21 protein-coding genes are annotated in these 18017 nt (G+C 74.1%); 9 read left to right on the forward strand and 12 right to left on the reverse strand.

Features of this window, described 5'->3' with window-relative positions; all coding sequences use genetic code 11:
* From Pdca_RS32590 to Pdca_RS32605, 4 genes are all read right to left on the reverse strand, one after another.
* The gene (locus Pdca_RS32590) at window positions 1-705 is read right to left on the reverse strand and encodes an HD domain-containing protein (protein WP_125911648.1); all 705 of its coding nucleotides are present in this window, start codon (window positions 703-705) and stop codon (window positions 1-3) included.
* Window positions 702-1961: an MFS transporter gene (locus Pdca_RS32595; RefSeq protein ID WP_085914606.1), complete on the reverse strand. Its 1260-nt coding sequence runs from the start codon at window positions 1959-1961 to the stop codon at window positions 702-704. The genes Pdca_RS32590 and Pdca_RS32595 overlap by 4 nt, the downstream gene beginning before the upstream one ends.
* 42 nt (window positions 1962-2003) lie before the next feature.
* On the reverse strand, window positions 2004-2678 hold the full coding sequence (locus Pdca_RS32600; protein ID WP_085914550.1) for a Crp/Fnr family transcriptional regulator: 675 nt from the start codon (window positions 2676-2678) through the stop codon (window positions 2004-2006).
* Window positions 2679-2841: 163 nt separating this feature from the next.
* Window positions 2842-3090 carry a hypothetical protein gene (locus Pdca_RS32605; protein WP_085914551.1) on the reverse strand — a complete coding sequence of 83 codons (249 nt, stop codon included), beginning with the start codon at window positions 3088-3090 and terminating at the stop codon, window positions 2842-2844.
* A 281-nt stretch (window positions 3091-3371) separates the two neighbouring features.
* Here Pdca_RS32605 and nth point away from each other — a divergent pair, with 281 nt between their 5' ends.
* Genes nth through Pdca_RS32630 form a run of 5 tightly spaced genes read left to right on the forward strand, consistent with a single transcriptional unit; the run spans window position 3372 to window position 8050 of the window.
* Window positions 3372-4187 (forward strand): endonuclease III, encoded by an 816-nt coding sequence (nth, locus tag Pdca_RS32610; protein ID WP_179956589.1) that lies wholly within the window; start codon window positions 3372-3374, stop codon window positions 4185-4187.
* Window positions 4184-4849, forward strand: a complete 666-nt coding sequence (locus tag Pdca_RS32615) for a TlpA family protein disulfide reductase (RefSeq protein ID WP_085914553.1) — start codon at window positions 4184-4186, stop codon at window positions 4847-4849. The genes nth and Pdca_RS32615 overlap by 4 nt, the downstream gene beginning before the upstream one ends.
* The gene (locus Pdca_RS32620) at window positions 4846-5592 is read left to right on the forward strand and encodes an NUDIX hydrolase (RefSeq protein WP_085914554.1); all 747 of its coding nucleotides are present in this window, start codon (window positions 4846-4848) and stop codon (window positions 5590-5592) included. The genes Pdca_RS32615 and Pdca_RS32620 overlap by 4 nt, the downstream gene beginning before the upstream one ends.
* A 2-nt stretch (window positions 5593-5594) precedes the next feature.
* Window positions 5595-6794: a MarP family serine protease gene (locus Pdca_RS32625; RefSeq protein WP_085914608.1), complete on the forward strand. Its 1200-nt coding sequence runs from the start codon at window positions 5595-5597 to the stop codon at window positions 6792-6794.
* Between the two features lie 59 nt (window positions 6795-6853).
* Window positions 6854-8050: an MFS transporter gene (locus tag Pdca_RS32630; RefSeq protein WP_232021319.1), complete on the forward strand. Its 1197-nt coding sequence runs from the start codon at window positions 6854-6856 to the stop codon at window positions 8048-8050.
* Window positions 8051-8096: 46 nt separating this feature from the next.
* On the opposite strand, the gene Pdca_RS32635 is transcribed toward Pdca_RS32630, so the two are convergent.
* The gene (locus Pdca_RS32635; RefSeq protein ID WP_085914555.1) at window positions 8097-9371 is read right to left on the reverse strand and encodes an adenylosuccinate synthase; all 1275 of its coding nucleotides are present in this window, start codon (window positions 9369-9371) and stop codon (window positions 8097-8099) included.
* 216 nt (window positions 9372-9587) lie between these two features.
* Between Pdca_RS32635 and Pdca_RS32640 the strand changes: the two genes are divergently transcribed.
* The gene (locus Pdca_RS32640) at window positions 9588-10163 is read left to right on the forward strand and encodes a hypothetical protein (protein WP_085914610.1); all 576 of its coding nucleotides are present in this window, start codon (window positions 9588-9590) and stop codon (window positions 10161-10163) included.
* Between the two features lie 3 nt (window positions 10164-10166).
* On the opposite strand, the gene Pdca_RS32645 is transcribed toward Pdca_RS32640, so the two are convergent.
* The 4 genes from Pdca_RS32645 to fbaA all read right to left on the reverse strand — a co-directional run bounded on the left by Pdca_RS32645 (window position 10167) and on the right by fbaA (window position 13679).
* A complete protein-coding gene (locus Pdca_RS32645) occupies window positions 10167-10844 on the reverse strand; it encodes a lysophospholipid acyltransferase family protein (protein WP_085914611.1) in 678 nt (225 codons plus the stop codon).
* 160 nt (window positions 10845-11004) lie between these two features.
* A complete protein-coding gene (locus Pdca_RS32650) occupies window positions 11005-12126 on the reverse strand; it encodes an FUSC family protein (protein WP_232021320.1) in 1122 nt (373 codons plus the stop codon).
* A gap of 37 nt (window positions 12127-12163) precedes the next feature.
* Window positions 12164-12577 (reverse strand): DUF3151 domain-containing protein, encoded by a 414-nt coding sequence (locus Pdca_RS32655; RefSeq protein WP_085914556.1) that lies wholly within the window; start codon window positions 12575-12577, stop codon window positions 12164-12166.
* Between the two features lie 73 nt (window positions 12578-12650).
* A complete protein-coding gene (fbaA, locus tag Pdca_RS32660; RefSeq protein WP_085914557.1) occupies window positions 12651-13679 on the reverse strand; it encodes a class II fructose-bisphosphate aldolase in 1029 nt (342 codons plus the stop codon).
* Between the two features lie 156 nt (window positions 13680-13835).
* On the opposite strand from fbaA, the gene Pdca_RS32665 reads away from it, so the two are divergent.
* The 3 genes from Pdca_RS32665 to Pdca_RS32675 all read left to right on the forward strand — a co-directional run bounded on the left by Pdca_RS32665 (window position 13836) and on the right by Pdca_RS32675 (window position 15889).
* Window positions 13836-14534 (forward strand): RNA polymerase sigma factor, encoded by a 699-nt coding sequence (locus Pdca_RS32665; protein ID WP_373865517.1) that lies wholly within the window; start codon window positions 13836-13838, stop codon window positions 14532-14534.
* A complete protein-coding gene (locus Pdca_RS36175; protein ID WP_085914558.1) occupies window positions 14531-14899 on the forward strand; it encodes a hypothetical protein in 369 nt (122 codons plus the stop codon). Before Pdca_RS32665 ends, Pdca_RS36175 begins: the two co-directional genes overlap by 4 nt.
* 96 nt (window positions 14900-14995) lie before the next feature.
* Window positions 14996-15889 carry a DedA family protein gene (locus Pdca_RS32675; RefSeq protein WP_085914559.1) on the forward strand — a complete coding sequence of 298 codons (894 nt, stop codon included), beginning with the start codon at window positions 14996-14998 and terminating at the stop codon, window positions 15887-15889.
* A 138-nt stretch (window positions 15890-16027) separates the two neighbouring features.
* Here the strand turns inward: Pdca_RS32675 and Pdca_RS32680 are convergent, their stop codons facing one another.
* From Pdca_RS32680 to Pdca_RS32690, 3 genes are read right to left on the reverse strand one after another with little or no spacing between them, the layout of a single operon-like run.
* Complete coding sequence (locus Pdca_RS32680) at window positions 16028-16681, reverse strand: TrmH family RNA methyltransferase (protein WP_085914560.1); 654 nt, start codon at window positions 16679-16681, stop codon at window positions 16028-16030.
* Complete coding sequence (pyrE, locus tag Pdca_RS32685) at window positions 16678-17235, reverse strand: orotate phosphoribosyltransferase (protein WP_085914561.1); 558 nt, start codon at window positions 17233-17235, stop codon at window positions 16678-16680. The genes Pdca_RS32680 and pyrE overlap by 4 nt, the downstream gene beginning before the upstream one ends.
* On the reverse strand, window positions 17232-18005 hold the full coding sequence (locus Pdca_RS32690) for an SDR family NAD(P)-dependent oxidoreductase (RefSeq protein ID WP_232021321.1): 774 nt from the start codon (window positions 18003-18005) through the stop codon (window positions 17232-17234). The genes pyrE and Pdca_RS32690 overlap by 4 nt, the downstream gene beginning before the upstream one ends.
* Between the last annotated feature and the right edge of the window lie 12 nt (window positions 18006-18017).

The following is an 18017-nucleotide window of genomic DNA, read 5'->3' on the forward strand; positions in this document are numbered from 1 at the left end:
TCAGGGCGCGGGCGGCGCCGTCGCGTCGTCGCCGTGCGCGTCCACCCATTCCTCCCGGAAGCGGCGCAGGAACTCCTCCAGGGCGGCGTGCCTGCGCTCGCCCATCTCCCGACCGGCCGCGGTCCGCAGCTCCCCGCGCAGCCGGAGCAGCTTCTCGTGGAAGTGCGCGACCACCGAACCGGTCGGCCCGGACCGGTAGCGCTGCGACGACGGCGGCGCGGACGGATCCCACAGCGGTTCGCCGATCGCGCCGCCGTAGGCGAACGCGCGGGCGATCCCGATGGCGCCCATGGCGTCGAGCATGTCGGCGTCGTGCAGGCAGGCCGCGATGACGGCGGCGGCCCCCACCGGGTCCGGGGCCGGCTCCCCGGCCGAGAACGTGTAGCGGCCGGTGGCCTCCACCGCGTCGAGTACCGGATCCCAGAGCGCCTCCTCGATCGCGGCCCGGCGCAGCGCGTCCCGGGCCTCGTCGCGGCACTCCGCGGGTGCGACGACCCGGCCGAGCCGCGCCTCGGCGGCACGGTGGTGGTCGTGTACGTACGCGGCGACGGCGGCGACGAACCCGTCCCGGCCCTCGCGCATCGCGAGCCGGGCCGTGAGCCCGGCGACCCGGTCCAGATGCCCGAGATCGTGCGCGACGTCCGCGCCCGCCATGTCGGCCGCGACCACGTCCCGCAGTCGTCGCAGCGCGCCGGCCCCGCTCACGACGCGCTCCGGGCGGGGGTGCGCTCGGCGGTCCCGGCCATCGTCTCCCGGCGGGTCCACAGCACCACCGCGAGCAGCATGCCGAGCACTCCTCCGGCGGCGTACCCGGCCGGGCCGAACCGGTCGATCATCACGCCGGAGATCGCCTGCCCCGCCGAGACGCCGAGCACCGCCGCCGTCACCACCCAGTTGAACGCCTCGGTGGCCGAGTCGGCGGGGGCCGTCCGCTCGACCCCCAGTGAGTGCGCGGTGACCTGCGGCGTGATCAGCGCGCCCGCCGCCATCATCACCACGGCCAGCAGCACCAGCGAGCCGATCGGGGAGACCAGGCCCATCGCCGTCACCAGCAGCCCGAACGCGCCGAGCAGCACCGGTAGCCGCAGGCCCAGCGACCGCGGCCGGGGGCGCAGCCCGTACAGCACGCCGGCGAGCACCGAGACCACCGACCACGCGGACAGCAGGATCCCGCCCATCGCGGGCGATCCGGCGAACGCCGTCGCGGCGAGCACCCCGACCTCCGCCGTCCCGGCGACGAGCCCGAACCCGAGAGCCGCCAGTGCGACCGTGCGCAGCCCGGGGCGGCGGATCACGCCGAGCAGGCCGGCGTCGCGGGACAGCGTTCCGGAGGCCCGGGCGGCCCGGATCCGGGCCGAGCGCCGCCGGACCGCGCGGGTCAGCGCGAACCAGGTGGTCCCGATGATCTCGGCAGCCGCGGCGACCAGCAGCGCGGTGCCGGGCCACGGGGTGGAGACCGCGAGCAGCGCGGCGAGCGCCGGGCCGAGGATGAAGAAGGTCTCGAGGCTGATCGCCTCGTAGGTGTAGGCCGCCTCACGGGTACGGCCGACCGGCACCAGGTCCGACCAGAGCGCCCGCGACGAGCCCTCGATGGCCGGCGTCACGAGCCCGGTGAGCAGCCCGACGAGCAGGATCACCGGCAGCGCGGCCCGCGCCTCGATACAGGCGACGAACCCACCGACCGCGACCGCGTAGACCGCGACGAGCAGCAGCAACAGGCGGCTAGGACCGAGCCGGTCCAGCAGCCGTCCCTGCACGACCGTGCCGAGCGCCGTCCCGACCAGCAACGACGCCGATACCGCGCCGGCGATCGCGTAGGAACCGTCGATCTCCCGGACGTAGAGCAGGGTCGCGAGGCTGTGCATCGCGATCGGGAAACGGCCGATCACCGATGCGCACACCGGCGCAGCCGCACCGGGAGCGCCCAGGGCGTCCCGGTAGTCGGAGGGTGAGGCGGGCATGCCGCCCAGCATCACATGATCTGGGACGGGCGTACCAGTGTTTTAGCGCGCGCGGCGGGCGAGCCGCTCCGGCTCCAGGATCAGCACGCTCTTGCCCTCCAGCCGCAGCCAGCCACGGTGCGCGAAGTCGGCGAGTGCCTTGTTCACGGTCTCCCGGGAGGCGCCGACCAGCTGGGCGATCTCCTCCTGGGTGAGGTCGTGGGTGACCCGCAGCAGACCCGACTCCTGCGAGCCGAACTGGCGGGCGAGCTGCAGCAGCGACTTCGCCACCCGTCCGGGGACGTCGGTGAAGATCAGGTCGGCCAGCATGTTGTTGGTACGGCGCAGCCGGCGGGCCAGCACGCGCAGCAGCTGCTCCGCGATCTCCGGCCGCTTGCCGATCCACTCACGCAGCGCGCTGCGGTCCATGGTGTAGCAGCGAACCTCGGTCACCGCCGTCGCCGAGGACGTGCGCGGGCCCGGGTCGAAGATCGACAGCTCGCCGAACATGTCGGACGGGCCGGCCACCATGAGCAGGTTCTCCCTGCCGTCCGGTGACTTGCGGCCGAGCTTCACCTTCCCCCCGGCCACGATGTAGAGGCGGTCACCGGGCTCACCCTCGGAGAAGATGACCTGCCCACGGGAGAACTCGGCGGACTCCAGCGCCTCGGTCAATGCCTCGGCGGCCTGGGGCTCAACCCCCTGGAAGATCCCGGCCCGGATCAGAACCTCATCCACTGCAATGCTCCTCGTTCACCGGCCGCGATCGTCACGGCGGGTCGTCGGCGCGTCAGTGTAGAGGCCTTCGCCACACACGTGCGCACCACTGACCCGATCGGACTCTCATCCGATCGGGCCTGTTGCGTGTACCGGGCGCGCCGCGGCCCCCGTTACGATCTTGTCACGTCGACGGAACCTGGCTGCGACGAGTCCCCCGCCGACGGCGGTTGCGCAGCCGGAACAGCTCCAGTGCGCGGCTCGTCCCGGACCGGAAGAGGGCCCGTACCTCGTCCGGACGTGGCTGTTCCAGCATCTCGTCCAGCTCGTCCTGTCGCACCGTGGATTCCCGCAGACGGGACTCGACTCGTTCCATCCCGAGCGCGAAGAACATCACGAGCAGCGGGACGAGGACGCTCAACCAGGCAGTCATGGCACCTCCGATCCTCTCCTACTGGTTCGCTCGCCGATGCTCCGGGGGTAGCCGGACCGCCCGCTTCGTGACGTGTTCGTGACCTTGTTCGGCACCGAGCAGGCGTTCGGCGGAGCCCCGGGACCGTTCGCCGCGCCCGCACGGGCCGCCGACGGAGCCGGGCGGGCGGACGGCGCCGGCGGAGCCGCACTGCCGGACCGAGCCGGCGGAGCCGCACTGCCGGACCGGGCCGGTGGTGACACGGCGCACGGCTGTCGGGGGTCACCCGTACGCTCGGTGACGTGAGTACCTCCGCCCGACGGACGGCCCGGCCCACCCGGCGCGCGGCGGCCGGTCTCGCCGCACGGGTCGCGGCCGGGGAGAACCCGATCGGGCGAGCACGGCGGGTGAACCGGATCCTGCGCGCGCTGGCCGAGGCCTACCCGCACGCGCACTGCGAGCTCGACTTCTCGACTCCGCTGGATCTGGCCGTCGCCACGATCCTCTCCGCCCAGTGCACCGACGAGCGGGTCAATCAGGTCACGCCGGCGCTGTTCGCCCGGTACCCGACGGCGGCCGACTACGCCGGGGCCGACCGCACCGAGCTGGAGACCCTGATCCGGTCGACCGGCTTCTACCGGAACAAGGCGACCTCGCTGACCGGCCTGGGCGCCGCCGTCGTCGACCGGCACGGCGGTGAGCTGCCGGCCACGCTGGACGAGCTGGTGAAGCTGCCCGGGATCGGCCGCAAGACGGCCAACGTCATCCTGGGCAACGCGTTCGGCGTCCCCGGGATCACCGTCGACACCCACTTCGGGCGGCTGGTGCGGCGCTGGGGATGGACCACCGAGGAGGATCCGGTCAAGGTCGAGCACGCGGTGGGCGAGCTCGTCCCGCGCCGGGACTGGACGATCGTCTCCCATCACGTGATCTTCCACGGGCGCCGGGTCTGCCACTCCCGCAAGCCCGCCTGCGGGGTGTGCACCCTCGCGGCCGACTGCCCCGCCTACGGCACCGGGCCGACCGACCAGGCCGAGGCCGCCGCGCTGGTCAAGGGCCCGGAGCGGGACCGGCTGCTGGAGCTGGCGGGAGTCACCGGCAGCGGGGACGGGCGGTGAGCCGGACAGGCGCCTCGCGCTCGGAGATCGTCTCGACCGCCGTGGTCGCCGTGCTGGTCGCGCTCGGGGTATGGGCCCTCTGGCCCTCCGCACCGGCCCCACAGCCCGCGAGCGGCCCGCCGGGCGCTGCCGCGCAGGCGAACCGTGCCGACGGCGACCCGGCCGCCGCCGATCCGGCCGCGCTCGCCGCCGCCCGCGAGTCCGCGGCCCTGGCTCCCTGCCCGGAGCCGACCGGCGCGCCGCCGGCCGGGCCGCTGGCCGGGATCACCGTGCCCTGCCTGGGCGCCGAGGGCGCCGTCGACGTCGGCGAGGTGCTGGCCGGACGGGCGGTGCTGGTCAACTTCTGGGCCTCCTGGTGCCTGCCGTGCCGGGAGGAGCTCCCGGCCCTGCAGGAGTACGCGCAGCGGCCCGGGGCGCTCCCGGTGCTGACCGTGGACGTCCAGGACGATCCGGTGGCCGCGCTCGGCCTGGCCGCGGAGCTCGGGATCACGCTCCCGGCGCTGACCGACCCGCGTGGCGAGCTGCGCGCGGTGCTGGACACCCCGCCGGTGCTCCCGTTCAACTACGTCGTCCGGGCCGACGGCTCCCCGGCGATGGTCGACCCGCCGGTCCCGTTCCGGACCGCCGACGATGTCGAGGCCGTCGTGGAACGGCTCTCGTGACCGCCGTCGTCGTCCCCGAGCCGGATCCCGCCGCCGCACCGGAGCCACTGAAGCCGCTGGTGGAAGGCGCGCTGGGGCTGGATCCGGGCTGGTTCGGCCCGCGGCGCGATCCGGCGGGGCAGCAGGCCACGGCGCGGCGTGCGGCCGTGCTGATGCTCTTCGGCCCCGACGGCCCGGACGTGCTGCTCACCGAACGGGCCGCCACCCTCCGCTCGCACGCCGGACAGGTCGCCTTCCCCGGCGGGGCACTGGATCCGGGCGACGCCGGCCCGGTGCACGCCGCGCTGCGCGAGGCGCAGGAGGAGACCGGGCTCGATCCGGCGGGCGTCGTACCGCTGGCCGTGCTGCCCGATCTGTTCATCCCACCGACCGGCTACCTGGTGACCCCGGTACTGGCGCACTGGGCCACCCCGGCACCGGTCCGGGCGATCGATCCGGCCGAGGTCGCGCGAGTGGTCCGGGTGCCGGTCGGGGAGCTCGCCGACCCGGCCAACCGCTTCACCGTGCGTGGCCCGAGCGGCTACACCGGGCCCGCCTTCCGCATCTCGGGGCTGGTGATCTGGGGATTCACCGGGGGCCTATTGTCCGCACTGCTGCACTGTTCCGGCTGGGAACGCCCCTGGGACGGCACGCGGATCGAGAACCTCGACGAGGCCTGGGCGGCCGCCCGGGCGGAGCAGCGACACCCGCGAGGAGCACCTGTGATCGACCCCGCCGACCGTCCCGACGAGGTGGGCCGGTGAGCCTGAGCTGGGTCGACGTCGTGGTCGTCATCCTGGCGCTGCTGGCGGCGGCGTCCGGCTGGCGGCACGGGGTCGCGGTCGCGCTGTTGTCGTTCCTCGGTGTACTGACGGGGGCGGTGCTGGGCCTGCGTCTGGCGCCGCTGCTGGCCGATCAGGTGGAGTCCCAGCCGGCCAAGGTGCTGCTCGGGATCGGCGCGGTGGTGCTGTTCGTCGCGCTCGGCGAGGCGACCGGGGTCTATCTGGGGCGCTTCGTCCGGGACCGGATCCGGCGCGAGGGCACCCTCAAGGTCGACTCGGCGCTCGGTGCCGGGGTGCAGGCGGTGGCCGTGGTGGTCGCCGCCTGGCTGATCGCGCTGCCATTGGCCTCGACCAGCATCGCCACCCTGACCAGCGGCGTCCGCGACTCGCGGGTGCTCGCCGGGGTCGACGGCGTGATGCCCGACGCCGCGCGGCGGCTGCCCGCCGAGCTGCGCCAGATCCTCGACGACTCCGGCTTCCCGGACGTCGTCAGCCCGTTCTCGCGCACCCCGGTCGCCGCGGTCGGGCCACCCGACTCGGCGCTCGCGCAGTCCCCGGTCGTGACCGAGGTCCGGGACCGGGTGCTCAAGGTCCGGGGGCGCGCACCCGCCTGCCGCCGGGCCCTGGAGGGGACCGGTTTCGTGGTCGCACCGCAGCGGATCATGACGAACGCGCACGTCGTCGCGGGCACGTCCAGCACGACGGTCGAGGTCACCACCGCGGCCGGCCGGACCCGCCAGCTGGACGCCGAGGTGATCCACTACGACGCCGATGTGGACGTGGCGGTGCTCGCCGTCCCCGGGCTGGACGAGGCGCCACTGCGGTTCACCCCTGATCCGGCCCGGGTCGGCGACGACGTGATCATCCTCGGCTACCCGCTGGACGGGCCCTACACCGTGACGCCGGGCAAGGTCCGCGAGCGGATCCGGCTGCGCGGCCCGGACATCTACGAGCAGGGCAGCGTGCTGCGCGACGTCTACACCGTCCGCGCGGTGGTCCGGTCCGGCAACTCCGGCGGCCCGATGATCAACCCGGACGGCCAGGTCGTCGGGGTGGTGTTCGGCGCCGCGCTGGACGACTCGGAGACCGGTTTCGTGCTGACCGCCGAGCAGGTCGCGCGGGCGCTGGGCGTCGCGGCCGACGGCGGCTCGCGGCCGGTGGACACCGGGGAGTGCGCCTCCTGATCCGTCCCATCATCCGGGACGGATTCGCCACCTGGTGAGACGGCACCTAGCGTGGACGAGTGCCTTCCGACGTGACCCGCAGCCGTCGCCGCTGGCTGGTGCTGGCGGTCGGTGTGTTCGCGCAGACCGCGGCCTGCTCCTTCGTCTACGGGATGCCGTTCCTGGTGCCGCTGCTGCGCGACTCCGCCGGGCTGTCGCTGGCGCAGGTCGGTGCGTACGTCGGGGCGCCCACGGCAGGCCTGCTGTGCACGCTGGTGCTGTGGGGGGCGTTCGCCGACCGGTACGGCGAGCGCGGGGTGATGAGCATCGGGCTCGTGCTGTGCGCGATCGCCGTCGCCGCAGCCGCGCTGGCACCGGTGCGACCCGGACCGGCGCTGCTGGTCCTGCTCGGGCTGGGCGGGGCGGGTGCCGCGTCGGTGTTCGCCGCCAGCGGCCGGATGGTGATGGGCTGGTTCGGCGCCCACGAACGGGGCGCCGCGATGGGGATCCGGCAGACCGCCCAGCCGCTCGGCGTCGCACTGGCCGGGCTGACCCTGCCCACCCTCGCCGGTGCCGTCGGGCCGTTCCGGGCCCTGCTGCTCCCCGCGGTGCTGTGCCTGGTGACGGCGGTCCTGGTCGCGGCCCTGGCGCCGAACCCGCCGCGGGCGCCACTGCGCCCCGGTGCGGCGCCGGACCGTTCCCCGTACCGCACCCCGGTGCTGTGGCGGGTACACGGCGCGAGCGCGCTGCTGGTCGTGCCGCAGTTCGCGGTCGCCTCGTTCGCCACCGAGTACCTCGTCCGCGAGCAGGGCTGGCACGTGGCCGCGGCGGGCGCGTTCGTCGCGGCCAGCCAGGTCGCGGGCGCGGCCGGGCGGATCGCGACCGGGGTCTGGTCGGACCGTGTCGGATCCCGGCTGCGGCCGATGCGCCAGGTCGCCGCCGCCGCGGCGGTGGTGCTGCTGTTGTTCGCGCTCGGCGACGCCGTCGCCGGATGGCTCGCGGTGGCCATGCTGGCGGTCGGCGCGGTCGTCACCGTCGCGCCGAACGGGCTGGCCTTCACCAGCACCGCCGAGCTCGCCGGGCCGTCCTGGTCGGGACGGGCACTGGGAGTCCAGAACACCGGGCAGAACATCGTCGCCTCGATGGTGCCGGCCGCACTGGGCGCGCTGGTCGGCGCGACCGGCTACGGCATCGGGTTCGCGCTCGCCGCGCTCGCCCCGCTGGCCGCGATCGGGGTGACCCCGGTGTCCGACGAGCGCAGCTCACCGACGGACTGACCCGGGCTCACCGCCCGCGCCGGTCGGCGCCGCCGCCAGACCGGGATCAGCGGGTGATCGTCTGCTCCCGCCCGGGGCCGACACCGATCGCGGACACCGGCGCACCGGTGAGCTCCTCGATCCGCTGCACGTAGGCCTGCGCCGCGGGCGGCAGCTCCTCCCAGGTGCGGGCGGCGGAGAGGTCCTCGAACCAGCCGGGCATCTCCTCGTACACCGGGACGGCGTGGTGGAAGCCGGTCTGGGTCATCGGCATCTCGTCGACCCGGTGGCCGTCGACCTCGTAGCCGACGCAGATCGGCACGTTCTCCAGCCCGGAGAGCACGTCGAGCTTGGTCAGGAACACGTCGGTGATCCCGTTGACCCGCACGGCGTAGCGGCCGATCACGGCGTCGAACCAGCCACAGCGCCGGGCTCGGCCGGTGTTCACCCCGACCTCGCCGCCGGTCTTGCGCAGCCAGTCGCCCATCTCGTCGGTGAGCTCGGTCGGAAACGGGCCGGAGCCCACCCGGGTGGTGTAGGCCTTCAGGATCCCGATCACCCGGGTGATCTTGTTCGGGCCGATTCCGGACCCGACCGACGCACCGCCGGCTGTCGGGTTGGAGCTGGTCACGAACGGATAGGTGCCGTGGTCGACGTCGAGCAGGGTGCCCTGCGAGCCCTCCAGCAGCAGTGTCTCGCCGCGCTCCAGGGCCTCGTTCAGCAGCAGCCGGGTGTCGACGATCTTGTCGGCGAACTCCTTGGACTGCTCCAGGACGGTGTCCACGACCTCGGTGAAGTCCAGCGCGCGCCGGTTGTAGACCTTGACCAGGATCTGGTTCTTCAGCTCGAGCGCGGCCTCCACCTTCTGGTGCAGGATCTTCTCGTCGAGCAGGTCCGCGGCGCGGACGCCGACCCGGGCCACCTTGTCCTGGTAGGCCGGGCCGATGCCACGGCCGGTGGTGCCGATCTTGGCCTTGCCCAGGTAGCGCTCGGTGACCCGGTCGATCGCCACGTGATAGGGCATGATCAGGTGCGAGTCGGCGGAGATCAGCAGGCCGGAGGTGTCGACGCCACGGCGCTCGAGCCCGGCCTTCTCCTCGATCAGCGCCTCGGGATTGACCACGACGCCGTTGCCGATCACGTTCTTGACGCCGGGCGACAGGATCCCGGACGGGATGAGCTTGAGCGCGAAGTCGCGCCCGTCCGGCGTGACGACGGTGTGCCCGGCGTTGTTGCCGCCCTGGTAGCGGACGACCCAGCCGAACTCGCCACTCAGCAGGTCCGTCGCCTTGCCCTTGCCCTCGTCGCCCCACTGGGCGCCGATCAACACGATTGCGGGCATGTAAGAGACTCCAGTTCACACACGCTCGTCACGGCCGCGGGCCCGGGCGTGGTTACCGGATTCCGCGGCGAGGAGGGTACTCGATCAGTGGTGTCGACCGATCCCGAAGCGGTGCTGCTCGCCTGCGTGCCGCAGCGCCGCCGTCGTCGGACATACGGTATCCGCCCCGCCTGGCGCCGGGAACGGGTACCGGCGTCCCTCGCGTCCGATCCAGCGGTGCGCTCGGTCACCGTCGGCCCGCGGCCCGGAAAGACCGAGGTCGATCCGCTGCTCACCGAGCATCCCGGCGTCCGGCTGATCGTGCACGGCGACGACGCCGACCTGGCCGCGGTACTGGTCCGGCTGCTGCGGGCCGGGGCGCTGGGCACCGAGGTGGCCTACCTGCCGGTGTCCCGCCGCTCCGCGGCCGCCGCCTGCTGGGGTGTCCCGGCCGCGCCGGCCCACGCCGCCGCGCTCGCCCGGTCCGGGACCGCGCGCCCCGAGCCGTTGCTGCGCGACGACAACGGCGGGGTGCTGGTCGGGCGCGGCGAGATCCGCGACCTGTACGGCGAGGCCTACTGCGACTCCACCCGGGTGTTCCACGGCCGGATCCCGGCGCTCGTCGTCGAGGCGGGCCCGGCCGGGGTGCGGGTCCGCGGCGGACGCGGTGTGACGGCGACGACCGGGCGGGCGATCCAGATCGGCTCCACCGGATCCACCCCCGTCCGGGACGGCGAGCCCTACCCGCGGGTGATCAAGCGCTGGGCCTGGTACGAGCACACCGAGCCGTGGCATCCGGTGCTGCCGGGCTGAGCGTCAGGCGGCGGACAGCGACTCGTCCGGACGCCGGTGGTAGGAGTCCACATAGGTCTGGCCGGAGAGGTCGGCGATGGCGTCCATGATCTCGTCGGTGACCGCGCGCCGGATCGCCGGCGCGCCCTCCAGCCCCTCGTAGCGGCTGAACTCCAGCGGTGCCCCGAACCGGATCTCCACCCGGGCCAGGCGCGGGAACAGCCGGCCCACCGGCTGCACCCGTTCCGTGCCGCGCAGGCCCACCGGGACGACGACGGCGCCGGTCGACAGCGCGAGGCTGGCCACCCCGGTGTGACCGCGGTGCAGCCTGCCGTCGAGCGAGCGGGTGCCCTCCGGGTAGATCCCGAAGACGCCACCGGCCTGCAGCACGCCGCGGCCCGCGGCGAGTGCGGCGAGCCCCGCACGGGCGTTCCCCCGGTCGACCGGGATGTAGCCGAGCGCGCGGAGGAACGAGGCCATCAGGCGGCCGCGCAGGCCGCGCCCGGTGAAGTACTCGGCCTTGCCCAGGAACGCCACCCGGCGGGACGCCACCAGTGGGATGAAGGCGGTGTCGACCGCGGCACGGTGGTTGGCGGCGAGGATCACCGGGCCGTGCGCCGGGATCCGGTCGGCGCCGTGGACGGCGGGGCGCCACAGCAGCCGGACCAGCGGGGCGAGGACGTAGCGGATGAGCAACTGCACGTGGTGGACCCCGATCACTGGGCGACGCTCGCGGTGCGGGCATCGGTGCGGGCGACGGCGGCGGCCACACCACACCGTGCAGGGGGACGAGTCGTCCCGGCGCCGAGCAGCGCCGATTCTGCTCCGTGACCGCACCGTGACGGAACCCCCACTCCCCCGATCAGCCCAAGTCGGCGTCGGGGAGCCGTCCCCGGAGCGCGCGCAACGCCTCGGTCCGGCTCATCCCGGTCGCCTGCAACAGATCCACCGCGATCGACCGGATCTGCGCGACGAGCACCGGCACCGAGACCGCCGCCGTGCCGTCCGGCGGCCCGGCGGTGAGCTGCCGGTCGGACAGCACCGGGGAATGCCCGACGGCGTCGAGGAACGCCGGCCGGGCACGCTCCCGGTCACCGTCCTGGCCCAGCTCGCGGATCAGCGCGCCGACCGCCCCGGCCAGCTCGGTGATCGCGTCGACCAGCTCGGGCGGGACCCGCTCGTCGTCCTCGATGGCGGTCAGGGTGCGGCGGGCGAGCACCCGCGCGTTGCGGTGCGCGTAGTCGGCCCGGTCGGCCAGCTCGCGGTAGCGGCGCAGCATCCGCCGGCGGGGCCGGTGCAACGGCGACACGGCCGCCACCTCGCCGGCGCCCCCGACCGCGGCCCGCAGCTCGTCGATCCCGTCCTGGGTGTCGCGGGCCCGGCGCAGCGCCCGCGCGGCGGATGCCCGGTCGTGCTCGCGCAGCGCGGACGCGATGTCGGTCAGCACCGTGACCAGGTCGTCGAGCACCCGGCGGGCGGCCCGCCGGACGAACCGGATCGGGTTCACCGGGATGACGGCGGCGACCAGGATGCCGGCGAGGCCGCCGATCAGCGCGTCCACGCAGCGGTCGATGCCGCCGCTGTCGCCCGGCGGCAGCAGTGTCGTGACCAGCACCGCTGACGCACCCGCCTGCGCGACGATCAGGTTGCCGCCGTCGAAGAAGGTGGCCAGCGTGATGGCCAGCGCGACGACCAGCATCAGCTGCCAGACCCCGCTGCCGATCTCGGCGATGATCAGGTCGCCGACGAGCACCCCGAGGCTGACCCCGACGACCAGCTCGGCGGCCCGGCGCAATCGCGAGTTGAGCGAGACGCCCAGGCTGATCACCGCGGCGATCGGGGCGAAGAACGGCCGGACGTGACCGAACAGGTCGCCGGCCACCCACAGCGCGAGCCCGGCGGCGACCGCGCACTGCAGGATCGGCAGCCAGGACGCCCGCACCCGGCGCGCACCGAGCCGGCCGCGCGCCCGCAGCCGGGCCACCGGCCTCCTCGTGCCCGTCACGCCGGAACGGGGCGGCTCAGTCGATGCCGAGCGCGGCGAGCGCGGCCGGATCGGAGTCGCCGATCAGCGTGCGCAGCCGCTCGACCTCGGCGGTCTCGTCGATCGCTGCCGCGGCGCGCAGCAGCGCCCCACAGGCGCGCAGGTAGCCGCGGTTCGGCTCGTGCGACCACGGCACCGGGCCGAAGCCCTTCCAGCCGTTGCGGCGCAGCTGGTCGAGCGCGCGGTGGTAGCCGGTGCGGGCGTAGGCGTAGGCCGCGACGGTCTCGCCGGAGTCCAGCGCCCGCTCGGCCAGCACCGCCCAGGCGATGCTCGACGACGGGCTGGCCGCGGCCACACCGGCCGGGTCGGCGCCGCCGTCCAGCTCGGCGGCGGCCGGGTCCACCGGCAGCCGCGTGGACTCGGGCTCGAGCAGGTTGCCGTGCAGACTCATGCCGCCATTGTGGCGCCGCGCGGCCCGCGGGTGGTCATCGGGGCCGGGGCCCCGACGACCGCTCCCGGGAAACTCAGAGGGCCTTGCCTGCGGACTTGAGCGCCTCGCAGGCCTCGATCACGCGCTCGCTCATCGCGATCTCGGCCTTCTTCAGGTACGACCGCGGGTCGTAGGCCTTCTTGTTGCCGACCTCGCCGTCGATCTTGAGCACGCCGTCGTAGTTCTCGAACATGTGCGCCGCGATCGGGCGGGTGAAGGCGTACTGGGTGTCGGTGTCGACGTTCATCTTGACGACGCCGTAGCTCAGCGACTCGTGGATCTCCTCGAGCAGCGAACCGGACCCGCCGTGGAACACCAGATCGAACGGCTTGTCCGCGGCACCGGCGCCCAGCTTCTCGCGGGCGACCTGCTGACCCTGCTTCAGGATCTCCGGGCGGAGCTTCACGTTGCCCGGCTTGTAGACGCCGTGCACGTTGCCGAACGTCGCGGCGAGCAGGTAACGGCCCTTCTCACCGGCACCGAGCACCTCCACGGTGCGCTGGTAGTCGCCGGGGGCGGTGTAGAGCTTGTCGTTGATGTCGTTGGCGACGCCGTCCTCCTCGCCACCGACGACGCCGATCTCGACCTCGAGGATGATCTTCGCCTTGACCGCCTCGTCGAGCAGCTCGGCCGCGATCGAGAGGTTCTCCTCGAGCTCGACCGCGGAGCCGTCCCACATGTGCGACTGGAACAGCGGGTTCTCACCCCGGTCGACCCGCTCCCGGCTGACCGCGATCAGCGGCCGCACGAAGCCGTCGAGCTTGTCCTTCGGGCAGTGGTCGGTGTGCAGGGCGATGTTGACCGGGTACTTGTCGGCGACCACGTGCGCGAACTCGGCGAGGCCGACCGAGCCGGTGACCATGTCCTTCACCCGGGTCCCGGACAGGAACTCGGCGCCGCCGGTGGAGATCTGGACGATGCCGTCCGAACCCGCCTCGGCGAACCCGCGCAACGCCGCGTTCAGGGTCTCCGTACCGGTCACGTTGATCGCCGGGTAGGCGAACTCGCCACTCTTGGCGTTGTCCAGCATCTGGTTGTAGATCTCGGGCGTGGCGATCGGCACGGGCGGCCTCCTCGTCATCGGCGGTCACTGCTCGTCGCAGCGCTTGCTCTCCGGGTGAGTATCACGTACCCGCCCGGCGCGGACAGTCATCCACCGGATGGGTCTGGTCACCTCCTCCGGACGCCCGATGGGGCGAGCCCGCGAACGGTGTCGGAGGTGGTCGCTACGCTGTTGACCGTGGAGGAGGAGCGGGCCGAGAACGCCGTCGACCGGACACTGGGCCGGTTGCGCGCCATCGACAGCAGACCGGCGCCCGAGGGCGGCGGTCCGTTCGCGACCGTTCCGGACGGTCCGGGTGGCTCGGGGGCGCAGCAGCCGGCGCCGGCCGACGAGAAGCCGCTCACCCTCGCCGATCTCTACCGCGACCACCGGCTGCGGCTGATGCGGCTGGCGATGCTCCTGGTCGACATCCCGGCCACCGCCGAGGACGTCGTGCAGGAGGCGTTCACCGGCCTGCACCGGCACTGGACCGGACTGCGCGACGAGACCGCCGCGGTCGCCTATCTGCGCGCCGCTGTGGTGAACGGTTCCCGGTCGGTGCTGCGCCGCCGCCGGACGGCCCGCGAGTACGTCCCGCCGCACGCGGCCAACGCCCGGTCGGCGGAGTCGCTGGCGATGCTCTCGGCCGAGCACCAGTCGGTGGTCGACGCGCTGGGCCTGCTGCCGCCGCGGCAGCGCGAGGTGCTGGTGCTGCGCTACTACGGCGGCCTGACCGAGTCCGAGATCGCCGAGGCCGCCGGGATGAGCCGCGGCACCGTGAAGTCGACCGCCAGCCGAGCGCTCGACGCGGTCGCCCGCATCATGGAGGAACGTGCCGGCGCTCCCGTGCCGCGCCGTCCGGAGGAGCCGCGATGACCGGGCCGCAGAACACGGCGCACGACCCGTACCGGGACGACGCCGAGCGCCGGGTCGGCGAGGCGCTGCACGCGCAGGCCCGCGGCCGGCCGATGCCGCCACCGCGCCCGGCCGGTCCGCCGCCCGGCCCGCCCCGGGTGCCGGGCCGGGTCCCGCCGCCCGTCGCGCCCCGCCCGGCCCCGCCCCAGCAGCGCAGGCCCGCGGCCGCCCCGGTCGCGGCCGCACCCCGGTCCCCGGGCGGCCGGGCGCTCACCGCGCAGATCCTGTGGGCCGCCCTGATCGCGCTGCTCGTGGGCGCACTGCTGGGCGGCGGGATCGCGCTCGTCTCGGTGCTGCTGCCGGGAGCGCTGCCGGCACTGGGCTGAGCCGGCGATCCGGTTCCCGACCCGGTGTCCGGTTCGTCCTTCCGCTGGTGACGGCGCCGTCGGGCTGCCTGCGGCCCGCCGGTACCGTTTCGCTGCGTGACGGTTCTCGCCGCGACCCAGACGCTCGCACTCGGCCCCTCGTGGCTCGACCCGGCAGTGATCATCGAGTCCCTCGGCCCGTGGGCCCTGATCGGGCTGGCGGCGATCGTGTTCGCCGAGTGCGGCCTGCTGCTGGGCTTCTTCCTGCCCGGGGACTCCCTGCTGTTCACCGCGGGGCTGTTCGTCGCCCAGGGTGCGATCGACGTCCCGTTGTGGCTGGTGTGCGTCGTGCTCGTGGCGGCCGCGGTGGCCGGCAACGCGGTCGGGTACGGCATCGGCCTGCGGGCCGGTCCGGCCGTCTTCGACCGGCCCCGATCGCGGCTGTTCAACCCGAAGCACGTGGCGAAGACCCACGAGTTCTTCGAGAAGTTCGGCAACCGGGCGATCGTCCTGGGCCGGTTCGTGCCGATCGTCCGGACGTTCATCACGGTCAGCGCCGGGGTCGCCCGGATGGACGCGCGGCGCTATCTCACCTACTCGCTGATCGGCGGCATCGCCTGGGCCGCCGGGGTGACCGTGCTCGGGTACTTCCTCGGGCAGTTCGCGATCGTGCGGGAACGGATCGACCTGATCCTGGTGACGATCGTGCTGATCTCCGTCGTCCCGATCCTGTTCGAGGTGCTCCGGGCGCGGCTGATGGCGCGGCGCGGCGCTGCGGTCGCCGGTCCGGGGATGCCGGTCGCCACCGCCACCGCCACCGCCACCGGTGCCGGCGCCGGCGCCGGTGACGTGGATCCGGCGGCCGTCACGACCCGGATGCCGGTCGTGCCCCGCCCGGCAGCCGTGCAGCACCCGGCGGACGCTGCCGCTCCGGTGCCGCCGGGCGTCGTCTCCCGGGGGCCGGACCGGCCCGCGGCCGGGCCGCCGATGCCCCCACGAGAGCCCCGCTGACCTGATCCGGCCTGATCCGGGCGGTTCCGACGGCCGCCGGCGGCACATCTCCGGCCGGGGCCGCACCCGCCGGAGCCGGCCCGGCCACACCACACGAGCCCGCCCCGGCCGCACCACACGTCGCGGGTCCGGGGCCGGTCACCAGGCGTCGGACAGGTCGGCGTGCCGCCGGACCCAGGAGTGCATGACGATCCCCGCGGCCACCCCGGCGTTGATCGACCGGGTGGAGCCGAACTGGGCGATCGAGACGGCGAGATCGGCGGCGGCCCGGATCTCCGGCGACAGGCCGGGGCCCTCGGAGCCGAACAGCAGCACGCAGTCGCGGGGCAGCTCCGTCCGCTCCAGCCGGGTCGCGCCGGGCAGGTTGTCCACCGCGACCAGCGCGAGCCCGTGTTCCCGGGCGAATCCGACCAGCCCGGCGGCCTCGGGATGGTGGTGCAGCGCGAGGTAGCGGTCGGTGACCATCGCACCGCGCCGGTTCCAGCGCCGTCGTCCGACGATGTGCACCCCACCGGCACCGAACGCGTTCGCCGTGCGCACGACGGTGCCGATGTTGTGGTCGTGCCCGAGGTTCTCGATCGCGACGTGGAACGGATGGGCCCTGGCGGCCAGGTCCTCGGCGACGGCCTCGCGCCGCCAGTACCGGTAGGCGTCGACGACGTTGCGCCGATCGCCCTGTTCGAGCAGCTCCGGATCCCACCGGTCGCCGTCGGGCAACGGCCCCTCCCAGGGCCCCACGCCGACCTGCCCCGGCACCGACCACTCGCTCGGCCCGGGCTCGGACGTGCTCACCCCAGCTGCAGGTCCGCCAGCCCCAGCAGCGCCCGGTACGGCACTCCCTCGGCCTCGACGGCCTGCCGTGCCCCGGTGTCCCGGTCGACGACGGTGCACACCCCGACGATGTCCGCACCGGCGTCACGCACCGACCGGACCGCGGTCAGCACCGAGTCACCGGTGGTGGAGGTGTCCTCGACGACCAGCACCGGCCGTCCGACGATGTCCGGGCCCTCGATGAGCCGCTGCATGCCGTGCCGCTTGGTCTCCTTGCGGACGACGAACGCGTCCACCGGCGCGGCATCGGACTCCTGCGCGGCGGCGTGCAACACCGCGGTCGCGACCGGATCGGCCCCGAGCGTCAGGCCGCCGACGGAGCGGTAGGACCAGTCCGCGGTCAGCGCCCGCACCAGCCTGCCGATCAGCGGCGACGCCTCGTGGTGCAGCGTGACCCGGCGCAGGTCGACGTAGTAGTCGGCCTCCGCGCCGGAGGACAGCACGACCTTCTCGTGCACGACGGCGATCTCCCGGACCAGTGCGGCCAGCCGGGCCCGGTCGGCGTGCGCGCTCATGTGCGGTCCCGGTCGAAGGCCGCCGTGATCCGCCGCAGGACACCGCGCGGAATCACCCCGACCAGCCCGACGATCGCCTTGTACTGCCTCGAGGGCACCGACACCACCCGTCCCCTGTCCAAGTCCGCGAGTGCCTCGTCGACGACCTGCGAGGCCTCCAGCCAGAGCGGTCCGCGCCGGGCACCGACGTCGATCCCGGCCCGCTCGTGGAACTCCGTACGTACGTATCCGGGGCACAGCGCCATCACCCGCACCCCGGTGCCCTGCAGCGACGCCGCCACGCCCTCGCTGAACGAGATGACCCACGCCTTGTCGGCCGGATAGGTCGATCCGCGCCCGGCGAGGAACCCGGCGACGCTGGCCACGTTCAGCACGGCGCCCGCGCCCCGGTCGACCATCCCCGGCAGCACCGCACGGGTCAGCTCCAGCACGCTCGCCACGTTGACCTGGAGCTGCCGGGTCAGCTCGGCGGGCTCGTTCTCCAGGAACGGGGCACCGAGCGCGAGCCCGGCGTTGTTGACGAGCAGGTCGACGGGGGCGACGTCCGGGTCGGCGAGCCTGCGGACCACCCGCAGGCGCTCCTCGGCATCGGCGAGATCGGCGGGCAGTACCTCGACCGCGACACCGAGGTCGCGATACCGGTTCGCGGCGGCCTGCAAACGGTCGGCGTCGCGGGCCACGAGAACGAGGTCGCGGCCGTCCGCGGCGAGGCGGTCGGCGAAGGCGGCCCCGATACCCGACGACGCGCCCGTGATCATGACGGAGGGCACCAGGCAACCCTA

It is taken from the genome of Pseudonocardia autotrophica (assembly GCF_003945385.1).
Classification (GTDB): Bacteria; Actinomycetota; Actinomycetes; order Mycobacteriales; family Pseudonocardiaceae; genus Pseudonocardia; species Pseudonocardia autotrophica.